The organism is Streptomyces buecherae, assembly GCF_014295035.1.
In the GTDB taxonomy this organism is placed as follows: domain Bacteria; phylum Actinomycetota; class Actinomycetes; order Streptomycetales; family Streptomycetaceae; genus Streptomyces; species Streptomyces youssoufiensis.
The window spans coordinates 2574444-2601395 of sequence record NZ_CP060404.1; the positions used below are offsets into that span (position 1 = coordinate 2574444).

The window sequence follows — 26952 nt, forward strand, 5'->3', positions numbered from 1 at the left end:
CGGGGTCGCTTCAGGATTCGTTCTTGCGCAGCGCCATCTGGACGAGGTCGCCGACGTCCATGGCCGCGATGGACGCGGCGTCGGCCTTCTCGTCGCCATCGGCGGAGCCGTGGTCGAGGCCGGTGATGCGCAGCAGGGTGTCCATGACGCCCGCGTCGCGGAGCGTGGACAGGGGCAGGGCGGCCAGCGCCTGGCGGAACGCGACCTCCTGCGGATCGCCCTCGGCGCCCGCGCCGGGCGCGGTCTCGTCGCCGCTGGCGAGTTCGTCCGCCAGGTGGGTGGCGAGCGCGAGCGGCGTGGGGTGGTCGAAGACCACGGCCGCGGCCAGCTTGAGGCCGGTGGCGGCGCCGAGCCGGTTGCGGAGTTCGACCGCGGTGAGCGAGTCGAACCCCACGTCCCGGAAGGGCCGTTCGGCCTCGATGCCCTGGGCGTGGGAGTGGCCGAGGACGGTGGCCGCGTGGGTGCGTACGAGGTCGAGCAGGACGCGTTCGCGCTCGGCGCGCGGGGCGCGGGCCAGTCGCTGGGCGAGGGCGGCGGCGCCCGAGGTGTCGACGGCCGCGCTCGCGGCCCGCCGCTGCGGGGCGCGGACCAGGCCACGGAGCAGCGCCGGCACCTCCTCGGTGGCGGCCTTGGCGCGCCACATGCCGAGGTTGAACCTGGCCGGCAGCAGCATCGCGGCGTCCGTGCCCAGGGCCGCGTCGAACAGGGCGAGGCCCTGTTCGTTGCTGAGCGCCTGGACGCCGGAGCGGTTGACCCGGGCCAGGTCCTCGCGGCCCAGCTTGCCGGTCATGCCGCTGGCCTCCTCCCACAGGCCCCAGGCCAGCGAGAGCGCGGGCAGGCCGTGCTCCCTACGGCGCGCGGCGAGGGCGTCCAGGTAGGAGTTGGCCGCCGCGTAGTTGCCCTGGCCGGCGCCGCCGAGCACGCCGCCCATGGAGGAGAAGAGGACGAACGCGGCCAGGTCGTGGCCCGCGGTCAGCTCGTGCAGGTAGCGGGCCGCGTCCACCTTGGGCCGCAGCACCCGCTCGACCTGCTCGTCGGTGAGCGAGCCGATGACGCCGTCGTCCACGACGCCGGCGACGTGCACCACCGCCGTCAGCGGCCGGTCCGCCGGAACGGCCGCGAGCGTCGCGGCCAGCGCGTCCCGGTCGGCCGCGTCACACGCCACCAACTCCGGTTCAGCGCCCGCCTTCCGCAGCTCGGCGAGGAGTTCGTCCGCCCCGTCGGCGGCCGGGCCACGCCGGCTGGTCAGCAACAGGTGCCGTACGCCGTGCTCGGTGGCCAGATGCCGGGCGACCAGGCCGCCGAGGGTGCCGGTGGCGCCGGTGACCAGCACCGTGCCGGCGCGGTCCCAGGCAGCCGGGACGGTGAGGACCACCTTGCCGATGTGCTTGGCCTGGCTGACGTGCCGGAACGCCTCCGGCGCGCGGCGCACGTCCCAGGAGCGCACCGGCAGCGGGGTCAGCTCGCCGCGCGCCAGCAGGCCCACCACCTCGGTGAGCATGGCGCCGATCCGGTCCGGGCCGCTGGTGATCAGGTCGAAGGCGTTGTACGTGACGCCCTCGTGTCGGGCGGCGACGGCGGCGGGTTCGCGGATGTCGGTCTTGCCCATCTCCAGGAAGTGCCCACCGCGCGGCAGGAGGGCCAGCGAGGCGTCGACGTACTCCCCCGCCAGCGAGTTGAGCACCACGTCCACGCCACGACCCCCGGTCACGGCCAGGAACCGGTCCCGGAACTCCAGCGAACGCGACGAGGCGATGTGGTCATCCGCCACACCGAGCCCGCGCAGCACCTCCCACTTGGGCTCACTCGCCGTCGCGAACACCTCGGCCCCGCGCAGCTTCGCCAACTGCACCGCCGCCATGCCCACACCACCGGCCGCCGCGTGCACCAACACGGCATCACCCGGACCGACACCGGCCAGGTCCACCAACCCCATCCACGCGGTCAGGAACACCACGGGGACCGAGGCGGCCTGTTCGTACGACCAGCCGGCGGGCAGCGGGGCCAACAGGCGGTGGTCGGTGACGGCCTGCGGGCCCATGGCGTCGGGCAGCAGGCCGAGGACGCGGTCGCCGGGGGCGAACCCGGAGACGTCGGGGCCGGTCTCCAGGACGATGCCGGCGCCCTCGTTGCCGAGCGGCGGGGCGTCGCCCGGGTACATGCCGAGCGCGATGAGCACGTCGCGGAAGTTGAGCCCGGTGGCCCGTACGGCGACGCGCACCTCGCCGGCCGCCAGCGGCCGGCTCGCGTCCGGGTTGGCGGCCAACTCCAGGTCGTCCAGTGTGCCGGAGCCGCCCCGTACGGCCAGGTGCCAGGGGCCTTCGGCCGGCGGCAGCAGCGCGCCGTCGCCGGTGGCGCGGGCGAGGCGCGGTACGAACACCGCGTCACCCTGCACCCGCGTGTGGGGTTCGCCGCTGGCCAGCGCCGCGGCGAGGCCGGCGGCCGGCAGCGGGGCGAGCGCGGCGGGGTCGCCGTCGAGGGACGGGGCGGCGGCGTCGGCCGCGACCGGCTGGGCCGTGCCCTCGGTGTCGGGCTTCTCGGCCACCTCGACGAGCAGCAGGCGGCCCGGGTTCTCCGACTGCGCGGAGCGGACCAGGCCGGCCGCCGCGGCGTGCGCGAGCAGGCCGTGCCGGGTGACGACGGCCAGCGTGGCGTCGGCGAACCGGTCGTCGGCCAGCCAACCACGGACCAGGTCGAGGGTGCCGGTCACGGCGGCCCGTGCGTCCTCGGTGGGCGGCACCGGCGCGACCACCACGTCGGGCAGGTCGGCGGGCAGTTCGGCGAGGCTCGGCGCGTCCTGGCCGAGGATCGCGACGCGGCCCGGTTCGCGCGCTTCGCTCGCCGGCGCCGGCACCCAGTCCACGCGGAACAGGGCGTCGCGTACCTCGGCGTGCGCCTCGCGCAGCGCGCCCGCCGAGACGGGGCGCAGCACGAGCGAGTCGACGGTGGCCACCGGGGCGCCGGTGGCGTCCGCGACGGTCACGCTCACGGCGTCGGCCCCGGACGGCGTGAGCCGTACCCGCACCGTCGCGGCGCCCGCCGCGTACAGCTCGACGCCGCTCCACGCGAACGGCAGCACCGACTGGCCGCTGGTGCGCAGCAGTCCACCCAGGCCGATCGGGTGCAGCGCGGCGTCCAGGACGGCCGGGTGCAGCCCGAAGCCGGCCGCCTCGTCCGCCGCGTCGAGCGCGACCTCGGCGAACACCTCCTCGCCCCGTCGCCACGCGGCCCGCAGGCCCTGGAAGGCGGGGCCGTAGAGCGAGCCGGCCTCGGCGAGCCGAGCGTAGAAGTCGGTCAGGTCGACCGGTTCGGCGTCCTGCGGGGGCCAGGTGGTCAGCGCGTACGGGGCGGCGGACTCGGCCGGGGACAGCTCGCCGACCGCGTGGCAGGACCACTCGCCCTCGGCACCGTCGGCGCCGTCGGGGCGGGAGTGGACGCGCACGGGGCGGGCGCCGGACTCGGTGGGCTCGCCGACGGTGACCTGGAGCTGCACGCCGCCCCGCGCGGGCAGCAACAGGGGCGCCTGGAGGGTCAGTTCCTCGACGCGCCCGCAGCCGACCTCGTCGCCGGCGCGGATGGCCAGCTCCACGAAGGCCGTGCCGGGCAGCAACACCGCGCCGGCCACGCAGTGGTCCGCGAGCCAGGGGTGGGTGTGCGTGGAGAGGCGGCCGGTGAGCAGCACGCCGCCGCCGTCGGCGAGCGGGACGGCCGCGCCGAGCAGCGGGTGCTCGGGCGAGGCGAGCCCGATGGCGGTGGCGTCGCCCCGGCTGGCGGAGGGGCGCAGCCAGTAGTGCTCGCGCTGGAAGGCGTAGGTGGGCAAGTCCACGGTCGCGGCGGCCGGGAAGAGCGCCGACCAGTCCACGGTGACGCCGCTGGCGTGCGCGCGGGCCAGCGCCTCGACGGCGGTGCGCGGCTCGGCCTTGTCCTTGCGCAGCAGCGGCACCAGCGTCGCGTCGGAGGCGTCGGCCAGGCACTCCTGGGCCATGCCGGTCAGCGTCCCGTCGGCGCCGACCTCCAGGAGGACGGTGGCTCCGTCGGCGTGGAGTTGGCGTACGGCGTCGTGGAACCGTACGTGCTCGCTGACGTGCCGCACCCAGTACTCGGGGTCGCTCCAGTCGCCGTCGATCCGGCCACCGGTGGTCACCACGCCAAGCTCGGGTGTGCCGAAGGCGAGCCCGGAGACCACCGCACGGAAGTCCGCCACCATGGGCGCCATCAGCGGGGAGTGGAAGGCGTGGCTCACCCGCAACCGCTTCACCCGGCGGCCCAGGGCCCGGAACCGCTCCTCCAGTTCCGCGACCGCCGACTCCGCGCCCGAGACCACCACCGACGACGGCCCGTTGACCGCCGCCACGCTCACCTGGTCGGCGTGATCGGCCAGCGCCTCGGCGACCTCGTCCTCCGACGCCTGAACGGCCAGCATCGCGCCACCAGCGGGCAGCGCCTGCATCAACCGGCCGCGCGCGGCCACCAGTTGGCACGCGTCGGCCAGCGACAGCACCCCGGTCACGTGCGCCGCCGCGATCTCGCCGACCGAGTGGCCGGCGACCTGGGCCGGCCTGATGCCCCAGGACTCCAGGAGCCGGAACAGGGCCACCTCAAGGGTGAACAGGGCCGGCTGGGCGTACTCGGTACGCTCCAACACCGCCGCGTCCTCGCCCCACACCACCTCGCCCAACGGACGCGGCAGCGCACCGTCCAACTCCGCCACCACCGCGTCCCACGCCTCGGCGAACACCGGGAACGCCGCGTACAACCCACGCCCCATCCCCAGGCGCTGGCTCCCCTGCCCACCGAACAACAGCGCGGTGCGGCCGGCGGTCGCCTGGCCGGTGACGGCGTCGGGCGTTGGGGTGTCGTCGGCGAGGTGGGCGAGGGCGGCGAGGAGTTCGGCGCGGGTCTCGCCCAGGGCCACGGCGCGGTGGCTGAGGTCCGCGCGGGAGGCGGCCAGCGTGGCGCCGACGGCCGCCAGCGGCAGTTCGGGGTGCGCCTCCAGGTGGGCGAGCAGGCGCGCGGCCTGGGCGCGCAGCGCCGCCGTGCCACGGGCCGACAGCGGCCAGGGGGTCACCGGCAGGGGCGCCGGGGCCCGGGCGGGCTCGGGGGTCGCGGGGGCCTCGGCCGGCGGGGCCTGCTCGATGATCACGTGGGCGTTGGTGCCGCTGACGCCGAACGAGGAGACGGCGGCGCGGCGCACGGAGCCGGGCGCGCTCTCCCAGGGGCGGTCCTCGGTGAGCAGCGCCACGGCGCCCGACGCCCAGTCGACCTCGGCCGTCGGCTCGTCCACGTGCAGCGTCCTGGGCAGCGTGCCCGCGCGCATCGCCAGCACCATCTTGATGATGCCGGCGACGCCGGCCGCGGCCTGGGTGTGGCCGAGGTTGGACTTGATGGAGCCGAGCCACAGCGGCTGGTCGGCGGGGCGCTGCTTGCCGTACGTGGCGAGCAGGGCCTGCGCCTCGATGGGGTCGCCCAGCGGGGTGCCGGTGCCGTGCGCCTCGACGGCGTCCACGTCGGCCGCGGTCAGCCCGGCGTTGGCGAGGGCGGCCTCGATGACGCGTTGCTGGGACGGGCCGTTGGGGGCGGTGAGGCCGTTGCTGGCGCCGTCCTGGTTGATGGCCGAGCCTCGGACGACGGCGAGGACCTGGTGGCCGTTCTTCCGCGCGTCGGACAGCCGCTCCACGAGAAGTACGCCCACGCCCTCGGACCAGCCGGTGCCGTCGGCGCCGGCCGCGAACGCCTTGCAGCGGCCGTCGGGGGCGAGCCCGCGCTGGCGGCTGAACTCGACGAAGACCTCGGCGCCCGGCATCACGGCGACGCCGCCCGCCAGGGCCATGGTGCACTCGCCGCCGCGCAGCGCCTGCACGGCCATGTGCAGGGCGACCAGCGAGGACGAGCAGGCGGTGTCGACGGTGACGGCCGGGCCCTCGAAGCCGAAGGTGTACGAGATGCGGCCGGAGAGCACGCTGGAGGCGTTGCCCGTCATGAGGTAACCCTCGGCGCCCTCGGGCAGGTCCTGGAGGCCGGTGACGTAGCCACGGTGGCCGGCGCCGACGAACACGCCGGTGGGCGTGGACTCCAGGCTGGCCGGGGCGATGCCGGCGCGCTCCAGGGCCTCCCAGGAGGTCTCCAGGAGCAGCCGCTGCTGCGGGTCCATGGCCAGGGCCTCGCGCGGCGAGATACCGAAGAACGCCGCGTCGAACTCGGCCGCGTCGTAGAGGAACCCGCCCTCGCGGACGTACGTCTTGCCGGCGGCGTCCGGGTCCGGGTCGTACATCCCCTCCACGTCCCAGCCACGGTCGGTGGGGAAGCCGGCGATGGCGTCGCCGCCGGCCGCGAGCAACTCCCACAGCTCCTCGGGCGAGCGCACCCCGCCGGGCATCCGGCAGGCCATGCCGACGATGGCGATGGGCTCGTCGGACGCGGCGGCCGTGGCGCGCGCGGTGGGGGCCGCGTCGGCGGGGGCCGGGGCGCCTATGAGAGCGCCGCGCAGGTGGCGGGCGAGGGCCTGGGGCGTGGGGTGGTCGAAGACCAGGGTGGCGGGCAGCTTGAGCCCGGTCGCGGTGTTCAGCCGGTTGCGCAGGTCCACGGCGATCAGCGAGTCCACGCCGAGGTCCTTGAACGCCCGGTCCGGGTCGACGCCCTGCGGGTCGGGGTGGCCGAGCGCGGCGCCGGCGTGCGTACGGACCAGGGTGAGCAGTTCGCGGTCCTGGTCGGCCGCCGGGAGCGGGGCCAGGCGCTGGGCCAGCTCCGTCGCGCCGCCGGCGGCGGCCGGGCCGCCGGCCGACGGGGCCGCGGCCTCGACGGCGGCGCGGGCCTCGGGGACGCCGGTGATCAGCGGGTAGGGGCGCACGGCGGTGGCGTTGGGGGCGATGGTGGCCCAGTCGATGTCCACGACGCCGAGGACGGTGTCGCCCGAGGCGATGGCGCGCTCCAGGGAGGCGACGGCGCGTTCGGGGTCCATGGGTGGCACGCCGTCGGCGCGCAGCCGCTCCCCCACCGCGCCGTCGGCGAGCCCGCCGCCGCCCCACGAGCCCCACATCACGGAGGTCGCCGGCAGGCCCTGGGCCCGCCGGTGGGCGGCGAGCGCGTCCAGGTAGGTGTTGGCCGCCGCGTAGTTGGCCTGCCCGATGCTCGGGAAGACGCTGGCGAACGAGGAGAACAGCACGAACGCCGTCAGGTCACACGCGGCGGTCAGCTCGTGCAGGTGGCGGGCGGCGGTGGCCTTGGGGCGTACGACGCCGGCGACGCGCTCGGGGGTGAGGGAGTCCACGATGGTGTCGTCGAGGACGCCGGCCGCGTGGAAGACGGCCGTCAGGGGCCGGTCGGCGGGGAGGGCGTCGAGGGTGGCGGCGAGCGCGTCGCGGTCGGCGGCGTCGCACGCGGCGACCGTGACGGCCGCGCCGAGCGCGGTCAGTTCCCGCTCCAGTGCGGCGGCGCCGGGCGCGTCCGGGCCGCGGCGGCTGGTGAGCAGCAGGTGCTGGGCGCCGGCGCGGGCCAGCCAGCGGGCGACGTGCGCGCCGAGCGCGCCGGTGCCGCCGGTGATGAGGACGGTGCCGGGGCCCGGACGCCAGGCGCCGGTCACGGGGCGGTCGGCGCCGCCCGCGCGCACCAGGCGGGCGGCGAACAGGCCGGCCGGGCGCACCGCGACCTGGTCCTCGCCCGCGCCGCCGGCCAGCGCGGCGGCCAGGGCGCGCTGGGCCCGCTCGCCGGCGTCGGCGGGCAGGTCCACGACGCCGCCCCAGCGCTGCGGGTACTCCAGCGCGGCCACCCGGCCGACGCCCCAGACGGGGGCGGCGGCGGGGTGCGTGACGGGGTCGGCCTCGCCGGTGGAGACGGCGCCCCGGGTGGCGCACCACAGCGGGGCGTCCAGGCCGACGTCGCCCATCGCCTGGAGCAGGGCCAGGGTGCCGAGGGTGCCGGAGGTGAGTTCGGGGTGCGCGGCGTGCGGGGTGGTGTCCAGGGCCAGGAGCGAGAGCACGCCGGCGACGGGGCCGTGCCCCGTGGTGGCCGCCTGCTCCGTGGTGGCTCCGCGTCCCGTGTCGGCTCCGTGCTCCGTGGTGGCTCCGTGTCCGGCGTCGGCCAGGACGGTGCGCAGGGTGCCGGCCAACTCCGCGCGGGGGGCCGACGGGTCCACGCGGACCCGCAGGACGTGCGCGCCGGCGCCGGTCAGGGCCCGGGCGGACGCGTCCAGCCAGGCGGCCCCGCCCGCGCCGTCCGCACCGTCCGCTCCGTTCGCCCCGTCGTCGGCCGCTCCGTCGTCGCCCGCGCCGGGCAGCTCCGGGGCGAGCAGCAGCCAGGTGCCGGGCAGCGTGCCGGTGGCCGGGGTGGGCAGCGGCTGCCAGTCGAGCCGGTAGCGCCAGGAGTCGAGCACCGAGCGCTCGCGCTCCCGGCGCCGCCAGGCGGACAGCGCCGGCAGCACGTCCGTCAGCGGCTGGTCCGCGCCGACGGCCAGCGCGTCCGTCAGGTCGGCCAGGTCCTCGCGCTCGACGGCGTCCCAGAACCGGTCCTCGTGCGCGTCCCGCCGACCGCCGGTGGCCGCCGCGTCGCGCGCCTCCAGCCAGTACCGGTCGCGCTGGAAGGCGTACGTGGGCAGCTCCACCGTGCGCGCGCCGGCGAGCAGCGGCGCCCAGTCCACGGCGACGCCGCGCGCGTACGCCTCGGCGAGCGAGCGTGCGAAGCGGTCCAACCCGCCCTCGTCGCGGCGCAGCGACCCGACGGCGGCCACCTCCGCCACGCCCGCCTGCTCGGCGGTCTCACCGACCGCCATCGCGAGCACCGGGTGTGAGCTGGACTCGATGAACGTGCGGTGCCCCAGGTCGATCAGGTCCGCGATGACCTGCTGGAACTCGACGGTCTGGCGCAGGTTGCGCACCCAGTACGCGGCGTCGAGCCCGGCCGTGTCGAGCAGCGCCCCGTCCACCGTGGAGTAGAACGGCACGGCGGCCGGACGCGGCGCCACGCCGTCCAGGACGCGCAGCAACTCGTCGCGTACGGAGTCCACCTGCGGCGAGTGCGAGGCGTAGTCCACCGGGATGCGCTTGGCCCGTACGTCGTCGGCCTCGCAGCCTGCCACCAGCTCGTCCAGCGCGGCGGGTTCGCCGGCCACCACCGTCGATGAGGCCCCGTTGACCGCGGCGACGGTGACCCGGCCGGCGTACGGGGCGATGCGGGCCTCGGCCTCGGCGCGCGGCAGCCCGAGCGAGACCATCCCGCCCTGGCCCGCGAGGCGTTCGCCGATCACCTTGGAACGGAGCGCGACGACCCGCGCCCCGTCCTCGTGGGACAGCGCACCGGCGACGACAGCGGCGGCGATCTCGCCCTGCGAGTGACCGACCACGGCGGCCGGCTCCACGCCGTACGAACGCCACAGCTCGGCGAGCGAGACCATCACCGCCCACGACAGCGGCTGCACGACGTCCACGCGCTCCAGCGAACCGTCCAGCTCGGCCGCGAAGTCCCAGTCGATGAACGGGGCCAATGCCTCGCCACACCGCTTCATCGACTCCGCGAACACCGGGGCCGACGCCATCAACTCCCGTGCCATGCCCACCCACTGGGCGCCCTGCCCCGGGAAGACGAAGACGGCCTTGCCGCCCTGCTGGGCCACCCCGACGGCGGCCGTCGGGGTGGCCTCCTCGCGGGCGACGGCGGCCAGGCCGGCCAGCAGCTCCGTACGGTCCGCTCCGACGACGACGGCGCGGTGCTCCAGGGCGGCCCGGGTGCGGACCAGCGAGGCGGCCACGTCCCGGGGCGCCAACGCGGGGCGCTCGGCGAGGAAGGCGTGCAGCCGCAGCGCCTGCGCGCGCAGCGCGGCGGGGCTCTTGCCCGCGACGACCCACGGCAGCACGCCCGCGTCGGACGGGGCCACGGACGGGGCGGCGTCCCGCTCGGCGGGCGCCTCGGGCCGCGCCGAGTCGGCGTCGGCCGCCTCGGGCTCGGTCTCCGGCCCAGCCCCGGGCTCAGCCTCCGGCTCGGGTGCCTGCTCCAGGATCACGTGCGCGTTGGTGCCACTGATCCCGAACGAGGACACACCAGCCCGCCACGGCTCCGCCTTCTCCGGCCACGGCCGCGCCTGGGTCAACAACGACACCGCACCCGCCGACCAGTCGATATGCGGCGACGCCTCCTCCGCGTGCAACGTCCGCGGCAACACACCCGCCCGCAACGACATCACCGTCTTGATCACACCAGCCACACCCGCCGCCGCCTGCGCATGCCCGATGTTGGACTTGAACGAGCCGAGCCACAGCGGGCGGTCGGCGGGGCGGCCCTGGCCGTACGTGGCGAGCAGGGCCTGCGCCTCGATCGGGTCGCCGAGCGGCGTGCCCGTGCCGTGTGCCTCCACGGCGTCCACCTGGCCGGCGTTCAACTTGGCGTTGATCAGCGCCTGGCGGATGACGCGCTCCTGCGCGGGGCCGCTCGGGGCGCTCAGCCCGTTGCTGGCGCCGTCCTGGTTGACGGCCGAACCGCGCACCACCGCGAGCACCTGGTGCCCGTTCTTCCGCGCGTCCGAGAGGCGTTCGACCAGGAGGACGCCGACGCCCTCGGCCAGGCCCAGGCCGTCGGCGCCGGCGCCGAACGCCTTGCAGCGGCCGTCGCGGGACATGCCGCGCTGCCGGCTGAAGGCGACGAAGCCGCCGGGGCTGGAGAGCACGGCGACGCCGCCGGCCAGCGCCATCGAGCAGTCGCCCTGCCGCAGCGCGGAGCAGGCCAGGTGCAGCGCGACCAGCGAGGACGAGCAGGCGGTGTCCAGGGTGACGGCCGGGCCCTCCAGGCCGAAGGTGTAGGCGATGCGGCCGGAGACGACGCTCGCGTTGGAGCCGGTCAGCAGGTGCCCCTCCAGGCCCTCGGGGGCGCTGGCGATGTCGGTGAAGTAGTCGGGGCGGTTGGAGCCGATGAAGGTGCCGATACGGCTGCCGCGCACGCTGCCCGGGTCGATGCCGCTGCGCTCGAAGACCTCCCAGGTGGTCTCCAGGAGCAGCCGCTGCTGGGGGTCCATCGCGACGGCCTCGCGGGGCGAGATGCCGAACACGTCAGGGTCGAACTCGGCGGCCTCGTAGAGGAATCCACCGTCCTTGACGTAGCTCTTGCCGGGCGCGTCCGGGTCCGGGTCGTACAGCTCCTCCAGGTCCCAGCCCCGGTCCGTGGGGAACCCCGAGACGGCGTCGGCGCCCTCGTCGACCATCTGCCACAGGTCTTCGGGCGAGGCCACGCCGCCGGGGAAGCGGCAGGCCATGCCGACGATGGCGATGGGCTCGCCGGCGGCCTCCTCCACGCTGCGCAGGCGCTGCTTCGTCTCGTGCAGATCGGTCGTTACCCACTTGAGGTAGTCGCGGAGCGTCTCTTCTTTACTGGCCACTGGGTTCCCCTACGGAATTGTTCATGAAAGTGGGTAAGTCGAGGTGTCCCGCCCTTGCCGCTGACCCTCGGATTTCCCCGTGCTTTTCTCGGACCGGCGCGCTGCCCGCTGTCGCTCGGCGGGCGCCGCGTCGGTGCTACGGCGCGGCTTCTCGCGTGCCGGTCGGTGCGGGCCGGCGCCGTTACGGGGCGCTGGCCAGCGGCCCGGGGCCGGCGGGCCCGCGGGGATGCCGTACGGGGCCCGCCACGGGGCGCGCCGCCTGGCGCGGGGCGCGCCCCGGGCGGGGCGGTGCTGGAAAGGACCGGTTGGTGGTGCGGGGCGGGTTATTCCGCGGCACTTCTCATGCGCGTCCCAATTCGTCGCGGATGAAGGCGAACATTTCGTCGTCGGATGCCGTCTCCAGTCGGTCGGCGACGGATTCGCCGGCCTCGGTCTCGTCGCCGCCGGTGACCTGGACCTGGCTGCCGGTCCACTGGGCGAGCAGGGCCCGCAGCCGTTCGGTGATGGCCTCGCGGCCCAGGTCGTCCACGTCGAGGTCGGTGAGGGCCGCGGCCATCCGGTCGATGTCGGTGTGCACGGACTCCGCGGTGGTGGCGCTCTCCTGGAGGAGTTCGGCCCGGAGCAGGCCCACCAGGGCCTGCGGCGTGGGGTGGTCGAAGGCCAGGGTCGCCGGCAGCTTCAACCCGGTGGCCCGGCCCAGCCGGTTGCGTAGCTCCACCGAGGTGAGCGAGTCGAAGCCCAGGTCGCGGAACGGGTGTCCGGGCCTGACCTCGTCGGTGGTGGGGTGGCCGAGTACGGCCGCGGCGTGCGTGCGGACCAGGTCGAGCAGGATGCGCCCGCGCTCCTCGTCGGGCAGCGGTGCCAGGCGCTGGCGCAGTTCGGCCGCCGCGGCGGTGGTGGTGCCGGCCGGCTCCGCCTCGGCCGCCTCGCGCAACTGCCGCATGACGCGGGTCGCCTCCGGCAGCGCGTCCAGCAGCCGGGTGGGGCGGGCCATGGTGAACAGGGCGACGAACTGCTCCCAGTCGATGTTGGCCAGGGCGATGAACGTGTCGTCGTTGTCCAGGGACTGCTTGAGCGCCGCGATGCCCAGGTCGGGTTCGAGGAACGGCAGGCCCTGCGCCTGGGCGCGCTCGCTGATGGCCATCCGCTCGGCGGCGTAGCTCTCCTTGATGTCCACCGGCCGCCACACGCCCCAGGCCATCGAGGTGGCGGCGAGCCCGCGAGCGCGCCGCTGGTAGGCCATGGCGTCCAGGTGGGCGTTGGCCGCCGCGTACGCGCCGTGGTAGCCGCTGCCCCAGAACGCGGCGATCGAGGAGTAGAGCACGAACGCGTCCAGGGTGTCCTGGTCGAAGAGGCGGTCCAGGTGTTCGGCGCCCTCGACCTTGGCGGCGAACGCGTCGGCGAAGTCGGCCGGCCTGGCCTCGTCCAGCGGGCCGAGGTCGATGTGGGCGGCGGTGTGCACGACCGCGCGGATCGGCGGTCCCTCGGCCTCCACGCGGCGTACCAGGTCGGCGAGTTCGTCGTAGCTGGCGATGTCGCAGGCGGCGATGGTGACCCGGGCGCCGAGCGCGGTCAGCTCCCGCTCCAGTTCGGCGGCGCCGGGCGCGTCGGGCCCGCGGCGGCTGGTGAGGACCAGGTGCGCGGCCCCGTGCTGGGCGCACCAGCGGGCCAGCAGGGTGCCGAGCGCGCCGGTCCCGCCGGTGATCAGCACGGTGTCGCGGGGCTGCCAGTCGCGCACCGGTTCGCCGCCGCCGAGCAGGTCGCGCACCATGCGGCGGGCGAGCAGGCCGGTGCGGCGCACGGCCACCTGGTCCTCGCCGTCGAGCCCCGCGAGGACCGCCACCAGACGGTTCAGCGCCCGCTCGTCGGCGTCGGCCGGCAGGTCGACGAGGCCGCCCCAGCGCGCGGCCTGCTCCAGCGCGGCGACCCGGCCAAGGCCCCACACCTGGGCCTGGACGCGGCTGGGGCGCGGGTCGGCGTCGTCCACGGCGACGCCGCCACGGGTCACGCACCACAGCGGCGCGGCCAACCCCGCGTCGCCGATGGCCTGGAGCAGCGCGAGGGAGCCCATCACGCCGGCGGACAGGGCGGCGTGGTCGGGGTGCGGCGAGGCGTCGTCCAGCGGCCACAGCGACAGGACGCCGGTCAGGCCGGCGCCGTCGCCGACGACCTCGCCGAGCCGGGCGGTGAGCTTGGCCCGGTCGGCGTCGGCGGCCTCCACGTCGAGGCGTACGACGTCGGCCCCGTGCCGCTCCAGGGCGGCCAGCGTGCCCCGTACGGCGGGGTCGTCGGCGCGCTCCGTGGGCACGACGGCCAGCCAACCGCCGCGCAGCGCGGGCGTCGGGGCGTCGGGTACCGGGTGCCAGGCGATGGTGTAGCGCCAGGAGTCCACCTCGGAGCGTTCCTGGTTGCGTCGCCGCCAGGCGGAGAGCGCGGGCAGTACGGCGCGCAGCGGCTGCTCTGGGTCGACCTGGAGGGTCTCGGTCAGCCGGGCCAGGTCCGCGTCGTCCACGGCGTCCCAGAACGCGGCCTCGGCGGGGTCACGGTGCGCGGCCTCGGGTCGTCCGTCGCCATCGGGCTCGATCCAGTACCGCTGATGCTGGAAGGCGTACGTCGGCAGCTCCACGGTGCGGGCGCCGGCGAGCAGCGGCGCCCAGGTGACGGCGACGCCGCCGGCGTACGCCTCGGCGAGCGAGGCCAGGAAGCGGCGCTGCCCGCCCTCGTCGCGGCGCAGCGAGCCGACGGCGACGATCTCGGCGGCCGAACCCTCGGCGGCCCCGGCCCCGGCGCGCTCGGCGCTCTCGCCGATGGCCATGGTCAGCACCGGGTGCGCGCTGCACTCGACGAAGACGCCGTACCCGTGGTCGAGCAGGGCCCCCGTGGTGCGCTCGAACTCGACGCTCTGCCGCAGGTTGCGCACCCAGTACGCGGCGTCGAGCCCGGCCGTGTCGACGGGCTCGGCCTCGACCGTGGAGTAGAACGGCACCTCGGCCGAGCGCGGCGCCACGCCCTCCAGGACCCGCAGCAACTCCTCCCGGATCGACTCCACCTGCGGGGTGTGCGAGGCGTAGTCCACCGGGATGCGCTTGGCCCGCACCTCGTCGGCCTCGCAGCCGGCGATCAGCTCGTCCAGCGCGGCGGGTTCACCCGCCACCACCGTGGCCGACGGCCCGTTGACGGCGGCGACGGTGATCCGCTCCCCGTACCCGGCGATCCGCTCCTCGGCCGCCGCGCGCGGCAGCCCGAGCGAGACCATCCCGCCCTTGCCGGCGAGCCGCTCGCCGATCACCTTCGAACGGAGCGCGACCACCCGCGCCCCGTCCTCGTACGACAGCGCTCCGGCGACGACGGCCGCCGCGATCTCCCCCTGCGAGTGACCCACCACCGCGGCCGGCTCCACCCCGTACGAACGCCACAGCTCGGCCAGGGAGACCATCACCGCCCACGAGACGGGCTGTACGACATCCACCCGCTCCAGCGAACCGTCCAGCTCGGCCGCGAAGTCCCAGTCGATGAACGGGGCCAACGCCTCGCCACAGCGCGCCATCGACTCCGCGAACACCGGGGACGAGGCCATCAACTCCCGCGCCATGCCCACCCACTGGGCACCCTGGCCCGGGAAGACGAAGACGGGGCGGTCGGCGGCGGCGGGGGTGACGGTGCCGCGAACGACGTGGGCGCCGTCGGGGCCGCCGGCGCCTTCGGCGTCGCGGGCGAGCTGGTCGAGGCCGGCGAGGAGTTCCGTACGGTCGGCTCCGACGACGACGGCCCGGTGTTCCAGGGCGGCCCGGCCGCCGACCAGGGTGCCCGCCACGTCCAGCGGGCGCAGCTCCGGGTGGCGCTGCAGGTGGTCGCGGAGCCGCGCCGCCTGGGCGGTCAGCGCCCGCTCCGTCTTGCCGGCCACCACCCACGGCAGCGCCCCGTGCTCCGTGCCCCGCGCGCCGGCGTCGTCGGCCGGCGCGGGCTCGGCGTGCTCGAGGTCGGCGTGCGCGGCGTGTGCAGCGTGTGCAGCGTCTGCCTGTTCCACGATCACGTGGGCGTTGGTGCCGCCCATGCCGAAGGCGGAGACGCCGGCGCGGCGCGGGCGGCCGGTCTCCGGCCACGGCCGGGCGGTGGACAGCAGCGACACGGCGCCCGCCGACCAGTCGACCTCGGGCGTCGGCTCGTCGGCGTGCAGCGTCGCGGGCAGCACGCCGGCGCGCAGCGCGAGCACCGACTTGATGACGCCGCCGACGCCGGCCGCGGCCTGCGCGTGCCCGATGTTGGACTTGAGCGAGCCGATCCACAGCGGCTCGTCGCCGTCCCGGCTCCGCCCGTACGTCGCGAGCAGGGCCTGCGCCTCGATCGGGTCGCCGAGCGTGGTGCCGGTGCCGTGCGTCTCGACGGCGTCGACGTGCGCGGCCGAGAGCCGGGCGTCGGCCAGGGCCGCCTCGATGACCCGCTGCTGGGAGGGGCCGCTGGGGGCGGTGAGGCCGTTGCTGGCCCCGTCCTGGTTCACGGCGGAGCCCCGTACCACCGCGAGGACCTGGTGTCCGTTGCGCACGGCGTCCGACAGGCGCTCCACGAGCAGCAGGCCGACGCCCTCGCCGAGGCCCATGCCGTCGGCGCCGGCGCCGAACGCCTTGCACCGGCCGTCGGCGGCCAGGCCGCGCTGCCGGCTGAAGCCGACGAACTCGGCGGGCGTGGACATCACCGCGACGCCGCCGGCGACGGCCAGTTCGCACTCCTCGTCACGCAGCGCCCGCACCGCCAGGTGCAGCGCGACAAGGGACGAGGAGCAGGCGGTGTCCAGGGTGATGGCGGGGCCCTCGAAGCCGAAGCTGTAGGCGACGCGGCCGGAGACGACGCTGGCGGCGGCGCCGGTCAGCAGGTGGCCCTCGAAGCCGTCGGGGACCTGCTCGATGCCGGAGCGGTAGTCGAGCGGGTTGGCGCCGATGAAGGTGCCCACGCCCGCGCCGCGCAGCGACAGCGGGTCGATCCCGGCCCGCTCCAGCGTCTCCCAGGTCAGTTCGAGCACCAGCCGCTGCTGCGGGTCCATGGCCAACGCCTCGCGGGGCGAGATGCCGAAGAGGCCGGCGTCGAACCGGTCGGCATCCTCCAGGAACCCGCCCTCGGTGACGTAGCTGGTGCCCTCCCGGTCCGGGTCGGCGTCGTAGAGGGTGGCCAGGTCCCACCCACGGTTGGTGGGCAGGCCGGAGATGGCGTCGCCGCCGTCGGTGAGCAACTGCCACAGCTCCTCCGGGGAGCGCACCCCGCCGGGGAAGCGGCAGGCCATCGAGACGATGGCGATCGGCTCCTGGCTACGCGACTCGACGCTGCGCAGCCGGCTCTGGGTCTGCTGGAGTTCGGTGGTGACGCGCTTGAGGTAGTCGAGGAGCTTCTGTTCGGTGTCGCCGCCGGGCGCGGCCGATCGGGGCGCGCCGCCCGGCGCGGGCGCGGCCTGTGGGGCGTCGGCGGCGGGCTGGGCGTCGGCGGCCGGCTGGGGCGGGGTGGGTGTGGGTTCCTGGCTGGGCATGGTGGGTTTCTCCCGGGGAGGTCGATGTCGGGCCTGACGGTGGGGACGTTCCGGAATCCGGCGTTTCGGAATCAGGTCGTACCGAGCTCCCGGTCGATCAGGGCGAACATCTCGTCGGCGGTGGCCGACGCGACGTGCGTGGCCTCGTGGTCGGGGACGGCCGCCGGTGCCGGCCGCGCGGTGGCGCCGGGCGCGGCCTCGGTCCACTTCCACAGCAGGTCCTGGAGCCGCTTGGCGATCGTGTCGTGGGTGGCGCCGTCGGCGGCGAGACCGGCCAGGGTCTCCTCAAGCCGGTCCAGCTCACCGAGGACGGGGCGCGCGGCCCCGTCGCCGTCCGCGTCCTCCGGCAGCAGCTCGGCGCGCAGCCTGCGGGCCAGCGCGAGCGGCGTGGGGAAGTCGAAGACGAGCGTGGCGGGCAGCTTCAACCCGGTGGCCGCGCCGAGCCGGTTGCGCAGCTCGACGGCGGTGAGCGAGTCGAAGCCCAGCTCGCGGAAGGCACGGTGGGCGTCGATGGCCGCACCGCCGTCCGCGTGCCCGAGCACGGCGGCGGCCTGGGTGCGCACCAACTCCTGGAGCGCGTGGTCCTGTTCGCCGCGGCTCCTGCCGGCCAGGCCGGCGAGCAGCGGCGTCGCGTCGGCGTCGGCCGCGTCGTCGGCGCCGTCCGCCGACTCCGCTGCGGCCAGCACCCGGCGCGCCTCGGGCACCTCGTCGATGAGGCGGCTGGGCCTGGCCATGGTGAACAGCGGCACGAACCGGTCCCACTCCACGTCGGCGACGGCCACGAACGTCTCGTCGTGGTCGAGCACCTGTCGCAGCGCGGTGAACGCCAGGTCCTTGTCGAGCAGCGGCAGGCCGTGCCGGCTGGAGCGCTCGTTCTTCAGGGTGCGCAGCTCCGTGTTGCGCTCGTCCCAGTCGTTGGCCGCGTCCCAGATGCCCCAGGAGACGGCCGTGCCGGGCAGGCCGCGTGCCCTGCGGTCCTCGGCGAGCGCGTCGAGGTGGGCGTTGGCCGCCGCGTACGCGCCGTGCTCGCCGCTGCCCCAGAACCCGGCGATCGAGGAGAACAGCACGAACGCGTCCAGCGTGTCCGTGGCGAACAGGGCGTCCAGGTGGTCGGCGCCGAGCGTCTTGGCCCGGCACACCTCCGCGTACCGCTCGGCGGTCGTCTCGGCGATGGTGCCCAGCTCGATGTGGGCCGCGGTGTGCACGACGGCGCGTACGGGGCTGCCGTCGCGTGCCAGCCCGTCCACGAGGGCGGCCAGCGCGTCCCGGTCGGACACGTCGCAGGCGGCGATGGTCACCCGCGCGCCGCGCCCCCGCAGGTCGGCCTCCAACTCGGCGGCGCCCACCGCGTCCCGGCCCTTGCGGCTGGTCAGCACCAGGTGCTCGGCGCCACGGTCGGCCAGCCAGCGCGCCAGGTGGCCGCCGATGCCACCGGTGCCGCCGGTGACGAGCACGGTGCCGCGCGGCTGCCAGGCGCGCGGGGCGCTCCGGTCGGCCAGCGGCGCGCGCACCATGCGCCGCGCGAGCGGGCCGGCGGCGCGCAGCGCGAGCTGGTCCTCGCCGGCACCGTCGCCGGCCAGCACCGCGCACAGCAGCCGCAGGGTCTTCTCGTCCCGTACGGCGGTGTCCGTCGCTACGCCCTCGTCGGCCGCGGGCAGGTCGATGAGCCCGCCCCACAGCCGGGGCTGCTCCAGCGCGGCGACCCGACCGAGGCCCCACACCTGCGCCTGGAGCGCGCTCACGGAGCGGTCGGTCGCGGTCGCGGCGACCGCGCCCCGGGTCACGCACCACAGCCGCGCGCCGGCCCCGAGCCCACCGGCCCGGCCGGCCCCGTCCGCCGCGCCGCCGCCGGCACCGTCAACCGCTCCGTCGGTGGCGCCGTCGACCGCTCCGTTGGTGGCTCCGTTGGTGGCTCCGCGCCCCGTGGTCAGGTCGCCCAGCGCCTGGAGCAGGGCGAGCGTGCCGACGGCGCCCGCCGAGGTGCCCGCGTGCTCCGGGTGCGGGGCCTCGTCCAGCGCCCACAGGGAGACCACGCCGGCCAGTTCGGCGGCGTCCCCGGCGGCCTCGGCGATCCGCGCGGCGAGCTTCTCGCGCTGCGCGTCGGCGGCGTCCACCACCAGCCGCAGCGGCTCGGCCCCGCGCTCGCCCATGGCGCGCAGCACCCCGGCCGCCAGCGGATCGGCGGCGTACGGGGCGGGCAGCACCACCAGCCAGGTGCCCGTCAGCGCGGCCGGGAGCTTCGCCAGTTCGGTCTGCTGCCGCCAGGCGGCCCGGTAGCGCCAGGAGTCGATGACGGAGCGCTCACGGCGCTGCCGCCGCCAGGCGGCGAGGGCCGGCAGCACCGCGCCCAACTCCTCCTGGCCCCCGTCCGCGCCCAGCGTCGCCGTCAGCTCCGCCAGGTCCTCGCGCTCGACGGCGGCCCAGAACCGCTCCTCCACCGCGTCCTGCGGCGCACCGGTCGCCGCCCCGTCCGCGACCTGGCTCTCCAGCCAGTAGTGACGGCGCTGGAAGGCGTACGTCGGCAACTCCACCGACCGCGCCCCGGCCAGCAGCGGCGTCCAGTCCACCCGTACGCCCGCCACATGCGCCTCGGCCAGTGAGGCCACGTACCGATCCAGCCCACCGTCATCACGCCGCAACGACCCGACGGTGGTCACCGACGCGTCCGAACCGGCCGTCTCCTGGACGCTCATCGACAGCACCGGATGCGCCGCGCACTCCACGAACACCCCGAAGCCATCCGCGATCAACCGCTCAACCGCCGGCCCGAACCGCACCTCCTGCCGCAGGTTGCGCACCCAGTACGCGGCGTCGAGCCCCGCCGTGTCCACCGGCTCCGCCTCGACCGTGGAGTACAGCGGGATGTCGGCGGTACGCGGCGCCACGCCATCCAAGACGCGCAACAGCTCGTCCCGGATCGACTCCACCTGCGGCGTATGCGAGGCATAGTCCACGGGGATGCGCTTGGCCCGCACCTCATCGGCCTCGCAGCCGGCGATCAACTCGTCAAGGGCGGCGGGCTCACCGGCAACCACCGTGGACGCCGCACCGTTGACGGCGGCGACCGCGATGCGCGCACCGTACGGGGCGATCCGCTCCTCCGCCTCCGCACGCGGCAGGCCGAGCGAGACCATCCCGCCCTTGCCGGCGAGCCGTTCGCCGATCACCTTGGAACGGAGCGCCACCACGCGCGCCCCGTCATCCAGCGACAACGCCCCGGCGACCACCGCCGCGGCGATCTCACCCTGCGAGTGACCCACCACGGCCGCCGGCTCAACCCCGTACGAACGCCACAGCTCCGCGAGGGAAACCATCACCGCCCACGAAACGGGCTGCACCACATCGACCCGCTCCAGCGAACCATCCACCTCAGCCGCGAAGTCCCAGTCAACGAACGGGGCCAACGCCTCACCACACCGCGCCATCGACTCCGCGAACACCGGAGCCGACGCCATCAACTCCCGCGCCATACCCACCCACTGCGCACCCTGCCCCGGGAAGACGAAGGTGGTCTTGCCGTGGGCGGTGGCCTGGCCCTGTACGAGGTGGGGGGCGGGTTGTTGGTGGGCGAGGGCGGTCAGGGCGGCGGTGAGGGTGGCCCGGTCGGTGCCGATGACGGCGGCGCGGTGCGGGAAGTGGGCCCGCTCCGTGGCGAGCGAGTGGGCCACGTCGGCGGCGGCCAGGTCGGGGCGGGACGCCAGCGCCTCAAGCAGTCGCTCCGCCTGGCCGCGCAGGGCGGCGGGGCTCTTGGCGGACAGCAACCAGGGCAGCGGCGCCTCCTCGGACGGCAGCGCCGGCGTCAGCGCCGGGGCGGGCGCGGCGGGCGCGTCCGGGGCCTGCTCCAGTACGACGTGGGCGTTGGTGCCGCTCAGGCCGAAGGAGGAGACGGCGGCGCGGCGCGGGCGGTCGGTGGCCGGCCAGTCGGTGTGGTCGGTGAGCAGGGCGACGGCGCCGGTGGACCAGTCCACCTCGGGCGTCGCCTGTGCGACGTGCAGCGTCTTGGGCAGCAGCCCGTGCCGCAGCGCCTGCACCATCTTGATCACTCCGGCGGCTCCGGCGGCGGCCTGCGCGTGCCCGATGTTGGACTTCACCGAGCCGAGCCACAGCGGCTGGTCCGCCTCCCGGCCGCGCCCGTACGTCGCGAGCAGGGCCTGGGCCTCGATCGGGTCGCCGAGCGTGGTGCCGGTGCCGTGGGCCTCCACCGCGTCCACCTCGTGGGCGTCCAGGCCCGCGTTGGCCAACGCCTGGCGGATGACGCGCTGTTGCGAGGGGCCGTTGGGGGCGGTGAGGCCGTTGCTGGCGCCGTCCTGGTTGATGGCCGAGCCGCGCACCACCGCGAGTACCCGGTGGCCGTTGCGGCGGGCGTCCGAGAGCCGCTCGACGAGGAGCACGCCCACGCCCTCGGCGAGCCCGAAGCCGTCCGCGTCGGCGGCGAACGCCCGGCAGCGGCCGTCGGCCGACAGCCCGCGCTGCCGGCTGAACTCGGTGAACGCCGCGGGCGTCGACATGACCGTGACGCCGCCGGCCAGCGCGAGAGCGCACTCGCCGTTGCGCAGCGCCTGCGCGGCCAGGTGCAGCGCCACCAGGGACGACGAGCAGGCCGTGTCCAGGGTGACGGCGGGGCCTTCGAGGCCGAGGGTGTAGGCGATGCGGCCGGAGGCGACGCTGGCGGTGTTGCCGGTCATCCGGTAGCCCTCGGCGCCGTCGCCCGCTCCGTCGCCGTACGCGTAGTGGGTCAGGCCGGTGAACACCCCGGTGTGGGTGCCGCGCAGGGTGCCGGGGTCGATGCCCGCGCGCTCCAGTGCCTCCCAGGACGTCTCCAGGAGCAGCCGCTGCTGCGGGTCCATGGCCAGCGCCTCGCGGGGCGAGATGCCGAAGAACTCCGCGTCGAACTCGGCGGCCTCGTGCAGGAACCCGCCCTCGCGCACGTACGTCCTGCCGGGCGCGTCCGGGTTCGGGTCGTACAGGCCCTCCACGTCCCAGCCGCGCCCGCCGGGCAGCGGCGAGATGGCGTCGCCGCCGGCGGTGACCAGGTCCCACAGGTCGTCGGGCGAGCTGATGCCGCCGGGGAAGCGGCAGGCCATGCCGACGATGGCGATCGGATCGTCATCGGAGCCGGAGCCGGAGCCGGTGCGAGCGCCGGGGGCCGGGAGCGCGCCGGTGGCCTGCTCGCCGGCGAGTTCGGCGGCCAGGTGCGCGGCGAGCGCGGCCGGGTTCGGGTAGTCGAAGACCAGCGTGGCGGGCAGTTTGAGGCCGGTGCGGGTGATCAGCCGGTTGCGCAGTTCGACGGCGGTCAGCGAGTCGAAGCCGATCTGCCGGAAGGCGCGGCCCGGGTCGACGGCGGCGGGCGTGCCGTGGCCGAGTACGGCGGCGGCGTCGGCCCGGACCAGGTCGGTCAGCTCGCGCTCGGCGTCGGCCCGGGGCAGGGCGGCGATGCGCGCTGCGAGCCCGCCGGGCGCCCCGTCGGCCTCGGCCGCCGGGGCGGTGGCCGCCGACGCGAGGGCGGCGAGCGCGGCGCGGGCCTCCGGCACGCCCTCCAGGAGGCGGCTGGGCCGCTCCGTGGTGAAGACGACGGCGAACCGGTCCCAGCGCATGTCGATGACGACGGCGTTGGTCTCGCCACCGTCCAGGGTTCCCTGGAGCGCGGTGGTGGCCGCCTCCGGGTCCATGGCGAACACGCCGTGCCGGCGCGCCCGCTCCCCCACCTCGCCCTCGGCCATGCCGGAGCCGGCCCAGGTGCCCCAGGCGACGGCGGTCGCGGGCAGGCCCTGGGCGCGGCGCACCTCGGCGAGCGCGTCCAGGTGGGCGTTGCCCGGGGCGTAGTTGCCCAGGCCGGGGGTGCCGAGGACGGCGGTGAAGGACGAGAAGAGGACGAACGCCGACAGGTCGAGGTCGCGGGTCAGCTCGTGCAGGTTCTCCGCGCCGCGCGCCTTGACCCGCAGCACGCGCTCCACGCGCGCGTCGGTGAGCCCGTCGACCATGCCGTCGTCCAGGACCGCGGCGGTGTGTACGACGGAGGTCAGCGGGTGCTCGGCGGGCACGGTGGCCAGCAGCGCGGCCAACTCGTCCCGCTCGGCGATGTCGCAGGCCGCGAGGGTGACGCGGGCGCCGAGTTCGGTCAGCTCGCGCTCCAGCTCGGCCGCGCCGGGCGCGTCGGCGCCCCGGCGGCTGACGAGGAGCAGGTGCTCGGCCCCGTTGCGGGCGAGCCAGCGGGCGACGTGCGCGCCGAGCGCGCCGGTGCCGCCGGTCACGAGGGTGGTGCCGCGCGGGGCCCAGCCCCCGTCGGTGCGCTCCGGGGCGGACGCGGCGGCGCGCACGAGTCGGCGCGCCCGCACGCCGCCCGGGCGGACGGCGAGTTGGTCCTCGCCGTCGATGCCGGTCAGGCAGGCGGCCAGCGCGGTCTGGGCGCGCTCGTCCACGGCGGCGGGCAGGTCGACGAGGCCGCCCCAGGTACGGGACTGCTCCAGGGCGACCACCCGGCCGAGTCCCCAGACCTGGGCCTGGGCCGCGCCCCGTACGCGCTCCCGCTCGTCGGTGGCCATCGCGGACTCGGTGGCGCACCACAACGGCGCGTCGAACCCGCCGTCGCCGAGGGCCTGTACGAGGCGCAGGGTGGCGGCGTGGCCTCGGGTGAGGGCGGTGTGACCGGGCAGCGGGCGTTCGTCCACGGCGGTCAGCGCGAGCACCCCGACCAGGTCGGTGACGTCCGCGCAGGCGGCCCGGAGGGCGTCGGCGAGCGCGGCGCGGTCGGTGGTCGCCGGGTCGACGGTCAGCGCGACGACGCGCGCCCCGGCCCGCTCCAGGGCGTGCGCGGCGCCGGTGGCCCAGCCGCCGCGCGACCCCTCGGGCCAGGCGTACGCGGCGTCGGCCGCCCCCGGCGCGGGCTCGGCCTGCGCGTCGGCGGTGCCGGCGGCCGGGAGCACCAGCAGCCAGGTGCCGGACAGGACGGGCGTGTCCGGGGTGGCGAGGGGCTGCCAGGTGACGCGGTAGCGCCAGGAGTCGATGACGGAGCGCTCACGGTGCTGCCGCCGCCAGGTGGCGAGGGCCGGCAGTACCGAGCCGAGCCCGTCGGGCCCGCTCTCGACGCCCAGCGTCGCCGCCAACTCCTCCAGGTCCTCGCGCTCGACGGCCGCCCAGAACCGCTCCTCCACCTCGTCCCGGGGCAGCGCCGTCGCGTTCGCCGTGGCCTCGGCGTCGGTCGCGTCGAGCCAGTACCGTTCGCGCTGGAAGGCGTACGTCGGCAACTCTACGGCGCGGGCCCCGGCCAGCAGCGGCGTCCAGTCCACCCGTACGCCCGCCACATGCGCCTCGGCGAGCGAGGCCACGTACCGCTCCAGCCCACCGTCATCACGCCGCAACGACCCCACGGTGGTCACCGACGCGTCCGCACCGGCCGTCTCCTGGACGCTCATCGACAACACCGGATGCGCCGCACACTCCACGAACACCCCGAAGCCATCCGCGATCAACCGCTCAACCGCCGGCCCGAACCGCACCTCCTGCCGCAGGTTGCGCACCCAGTACGCGGCGTCCAACCCCGCCGTGTCCACGGGCTCGGCCTCCACCGTGGAGTAGAACGGCACCTCGGCCGAGCGCGGCGCCACCTCGGCCAGGACGCGCAACAGCTCGTCCCGGATCGACTCCACCTGCGGGGTATGCGAGGCATAGTCCACGGGGATGCGCTTGGCCCGCACCTCACCGGCCTCACAGCCGGCGATCAATTCATCGAGGGCGGCAGGCTCACCGGCAACCACCGTAGAAGCCGCACCGTTCACAGCCGCGACCGCGATGCGCGCGCCGTACGGAGCGATCCGCTCCTCCGCCTCGGAGCGGGACAGGCCGAGCGAGACCATCCCGCCCTTACCGGCAAGACGCTCGCCGATCACCTTGGAACGGAGCGCCACCACGCGCGCCCCGTCCTCCAGCGACAACGCCCCGGCGACCACCGCCGCGGCGATCTCACCCTGCGAGTGACCCACCACGGCCGCCGGCTCAACCCCGTACGAACGCCACAGCTCAGCCAGCGACACCATCACCGCCCACGAGACGGGCTGCACCACATCCACCCGCTCCAGCGAACCATCCACCTCGGCCGCGAAGTCCCAGTCAACGAACGGGGCCAACGCCTCACCACACCGCGCCATCGACTCCGCGAACACCGGAGCCGACGCCATCAACTCCCTTGCCATGCCGACCCACTGGGCGCCCTGCCCCGGGAAGACGAAGACCTGGTTGCGGGCGCCGCCGGTGGTCACGCCGGTGGTGACGTGGGGGGTGGGGCGGCCCTGGGCGAGGGCGGTGAGGCCGTCGAGGAGCGCGGCGCGGTCGTCCGCGACCACCACGGCGCGGTGTTCCAGGTCGGCGCGCGTGGTCGCCAGGGAGAAGGCGACATCGCGGGCGTCGGCCTCGGGGCGGTCGGCGAGGTAGGCGCGGAGCCGGCCCGCCTGCGCGCGGAGCGCGACCGGGTTCTTGCCGGAGACGGGCCACGGGACGGACCCGTTGGCGGGCGTGGTGGCCGGTGCCGGGGTGGTCGCTTCGGCGGCGTCCGGGGCGGTGGCGCCGGCCTCTTCCGGGGCGCCGGCCGACGGCGGCTCTTCGAGGATGACGTGGGCGTTGGTGCCGCTGACGCCGAACGAGGAGACGGCGGCCCGGCGCGGGGCGTCGGACCGGGGCCAGTCGCGGGCCTCGGTGAGGAGTTCGACGGCGCCCGACGTCCAGTCCACGTGCGGCGTCGGCGCGTCCACGTGCAGTGTCCTGGGCAGCAGCGCGTGCCGCATGGCCAGCACCATCTTGATGACGCCGCCGACGCCGGCCGCCGCCTGGGTGTGCCCGATGTTGGACTTGAGGGAGCCGAGTCGGACCGGGTCGGCGCCGGGCGCGCGCTGCCCGTACGTGGCGAGCAGGGCGTGCGCCTCGATGGGGTCGCCGAGCCGGGTGCCGGTGCCGTGCGCCTCCACCGCGTCCACGTCGCCGACGCCGAGTCGCGCGTCGGCCAGGGCCTGCCGGATGACGCGTTCCTGCGAGGGCCCGTTGGGGGCGGTGAGGCCGTTGCTGGCGCCGTCCTGGTTCACGGCGGAGCCCCGTACCACCGCCAGCACCTGGTGACCGTTCCTGCGCGCGTCGGAGAGCCGCTCCACGAGCAGCACGCCCACGCCCTCGGACCACCCGGTGCCGTCGGCCGCCGCGGCGAACGACTTGCACCGGCCGTCGGCCGCGAGGCCGCGCTGCCGGCTGAACTCGACGAACAACTCCGGCGTGGGCATCACCGTCACGCCGCCCGCGAGGGCGAACGAGCACTCGCCCTTGCGCAGCGCCTGCACGGCCAGGTGCAGGGCCACCAGCGACGAGGAACAGGCGGTGTCCACGGTGACGGCCGGGCCCTCAAGGCCGAGGGTGTACGAGACCCGGCCCGAGATGACGCTCGCGGCCTTGCCGGTCATCCCGTAACCCTCGATGATCTCCGGCGCGGTGCGGCCGAAGACGCCGTACCCGGGGTGGCCGGCGCCCATGAAGACGCCGCCGTCGCTGCCCGCCACCGACGACGGGTCGATCCCGGCCCGCTCCAGCACCTCCCAGGACGTCTCCAGGAGCAGCCGCTGCTGCGGGTCCATGGCCAGGGCCTCGCGCGGCGAGATGCCGAAGAACTCCGCGTCGAACTCGGCCGCGTCGTGCAGGAACCCGCCCTCGCGCACGTAGCTGGTGCCCGGCGTGGACAGCTCCGGGTCGTACAGGGCGTCGGTGTCCCAACCCCGGTCCTCGGGGAACGGCGTGATCGCCGTCGCACCCGCACCGCTCCCGGTGGCCCGGTCCTCGCTCCGTACGGCTCCGTCGTCGCTCCGTACGGCTCCGTCGCCCGGCTCGGCCACGTCGGTGATCAGGTGCCACATGTCCTCGGGCGAGCGCACGCCGCCCGGGTAGCGGCAGGCCATGCCGACGATCGCGATGGGCTCCTGGTCGCGCTGCTCCATCTCCGCGATGCGGCGACGGGCGGTGCGGAGGTCGGTGGTGGCTCGCTTCAGATAATCGCGGAGTTTGTCTTCGTTGTTCACCGGGTTGTCACACCTATCCGAGTATCCGAAAC

General features: G+C 75.9%; 3 protein-coding genes. All 3 read right to left on the minus strand.

The features are described from left to right. Positions 1-10 precede the first annotated feature (10 nt). Entirely contained in the window at positions 11-11356 is an 11346-nt protein-coding gene (locus H7H31_RS09525; RefSeq protein WP_187117862.1) for a type I polyketide synthase, read from the minus strand. A 340-nt stretch (positions 11357-11696) separates the two neighbouring features. Then, complete coding sequence (locus tag H7H31_RS09530) at positions 11697-16871, minus strand: type I polyketide synthase (RefSeq protein ID WP_187117863.1); 5175 nt, start codon at positions 16869-16871, stop codon at positions 11697-11699. Positions 16872-16942: 71 nt separating this feature from the next. Next, positions 16943-26920 (minus strand): type I polyketide synthase, encoded by a 9978-nt coding sequence (locus H7H31_RS09535; protein ID WP_187117864.1) that lies wholly within the window; start codon positions 26918-26920, stop codon positions 16943-16945. Positions 26921-26952 lie beyond the last annotated feature (32 nt).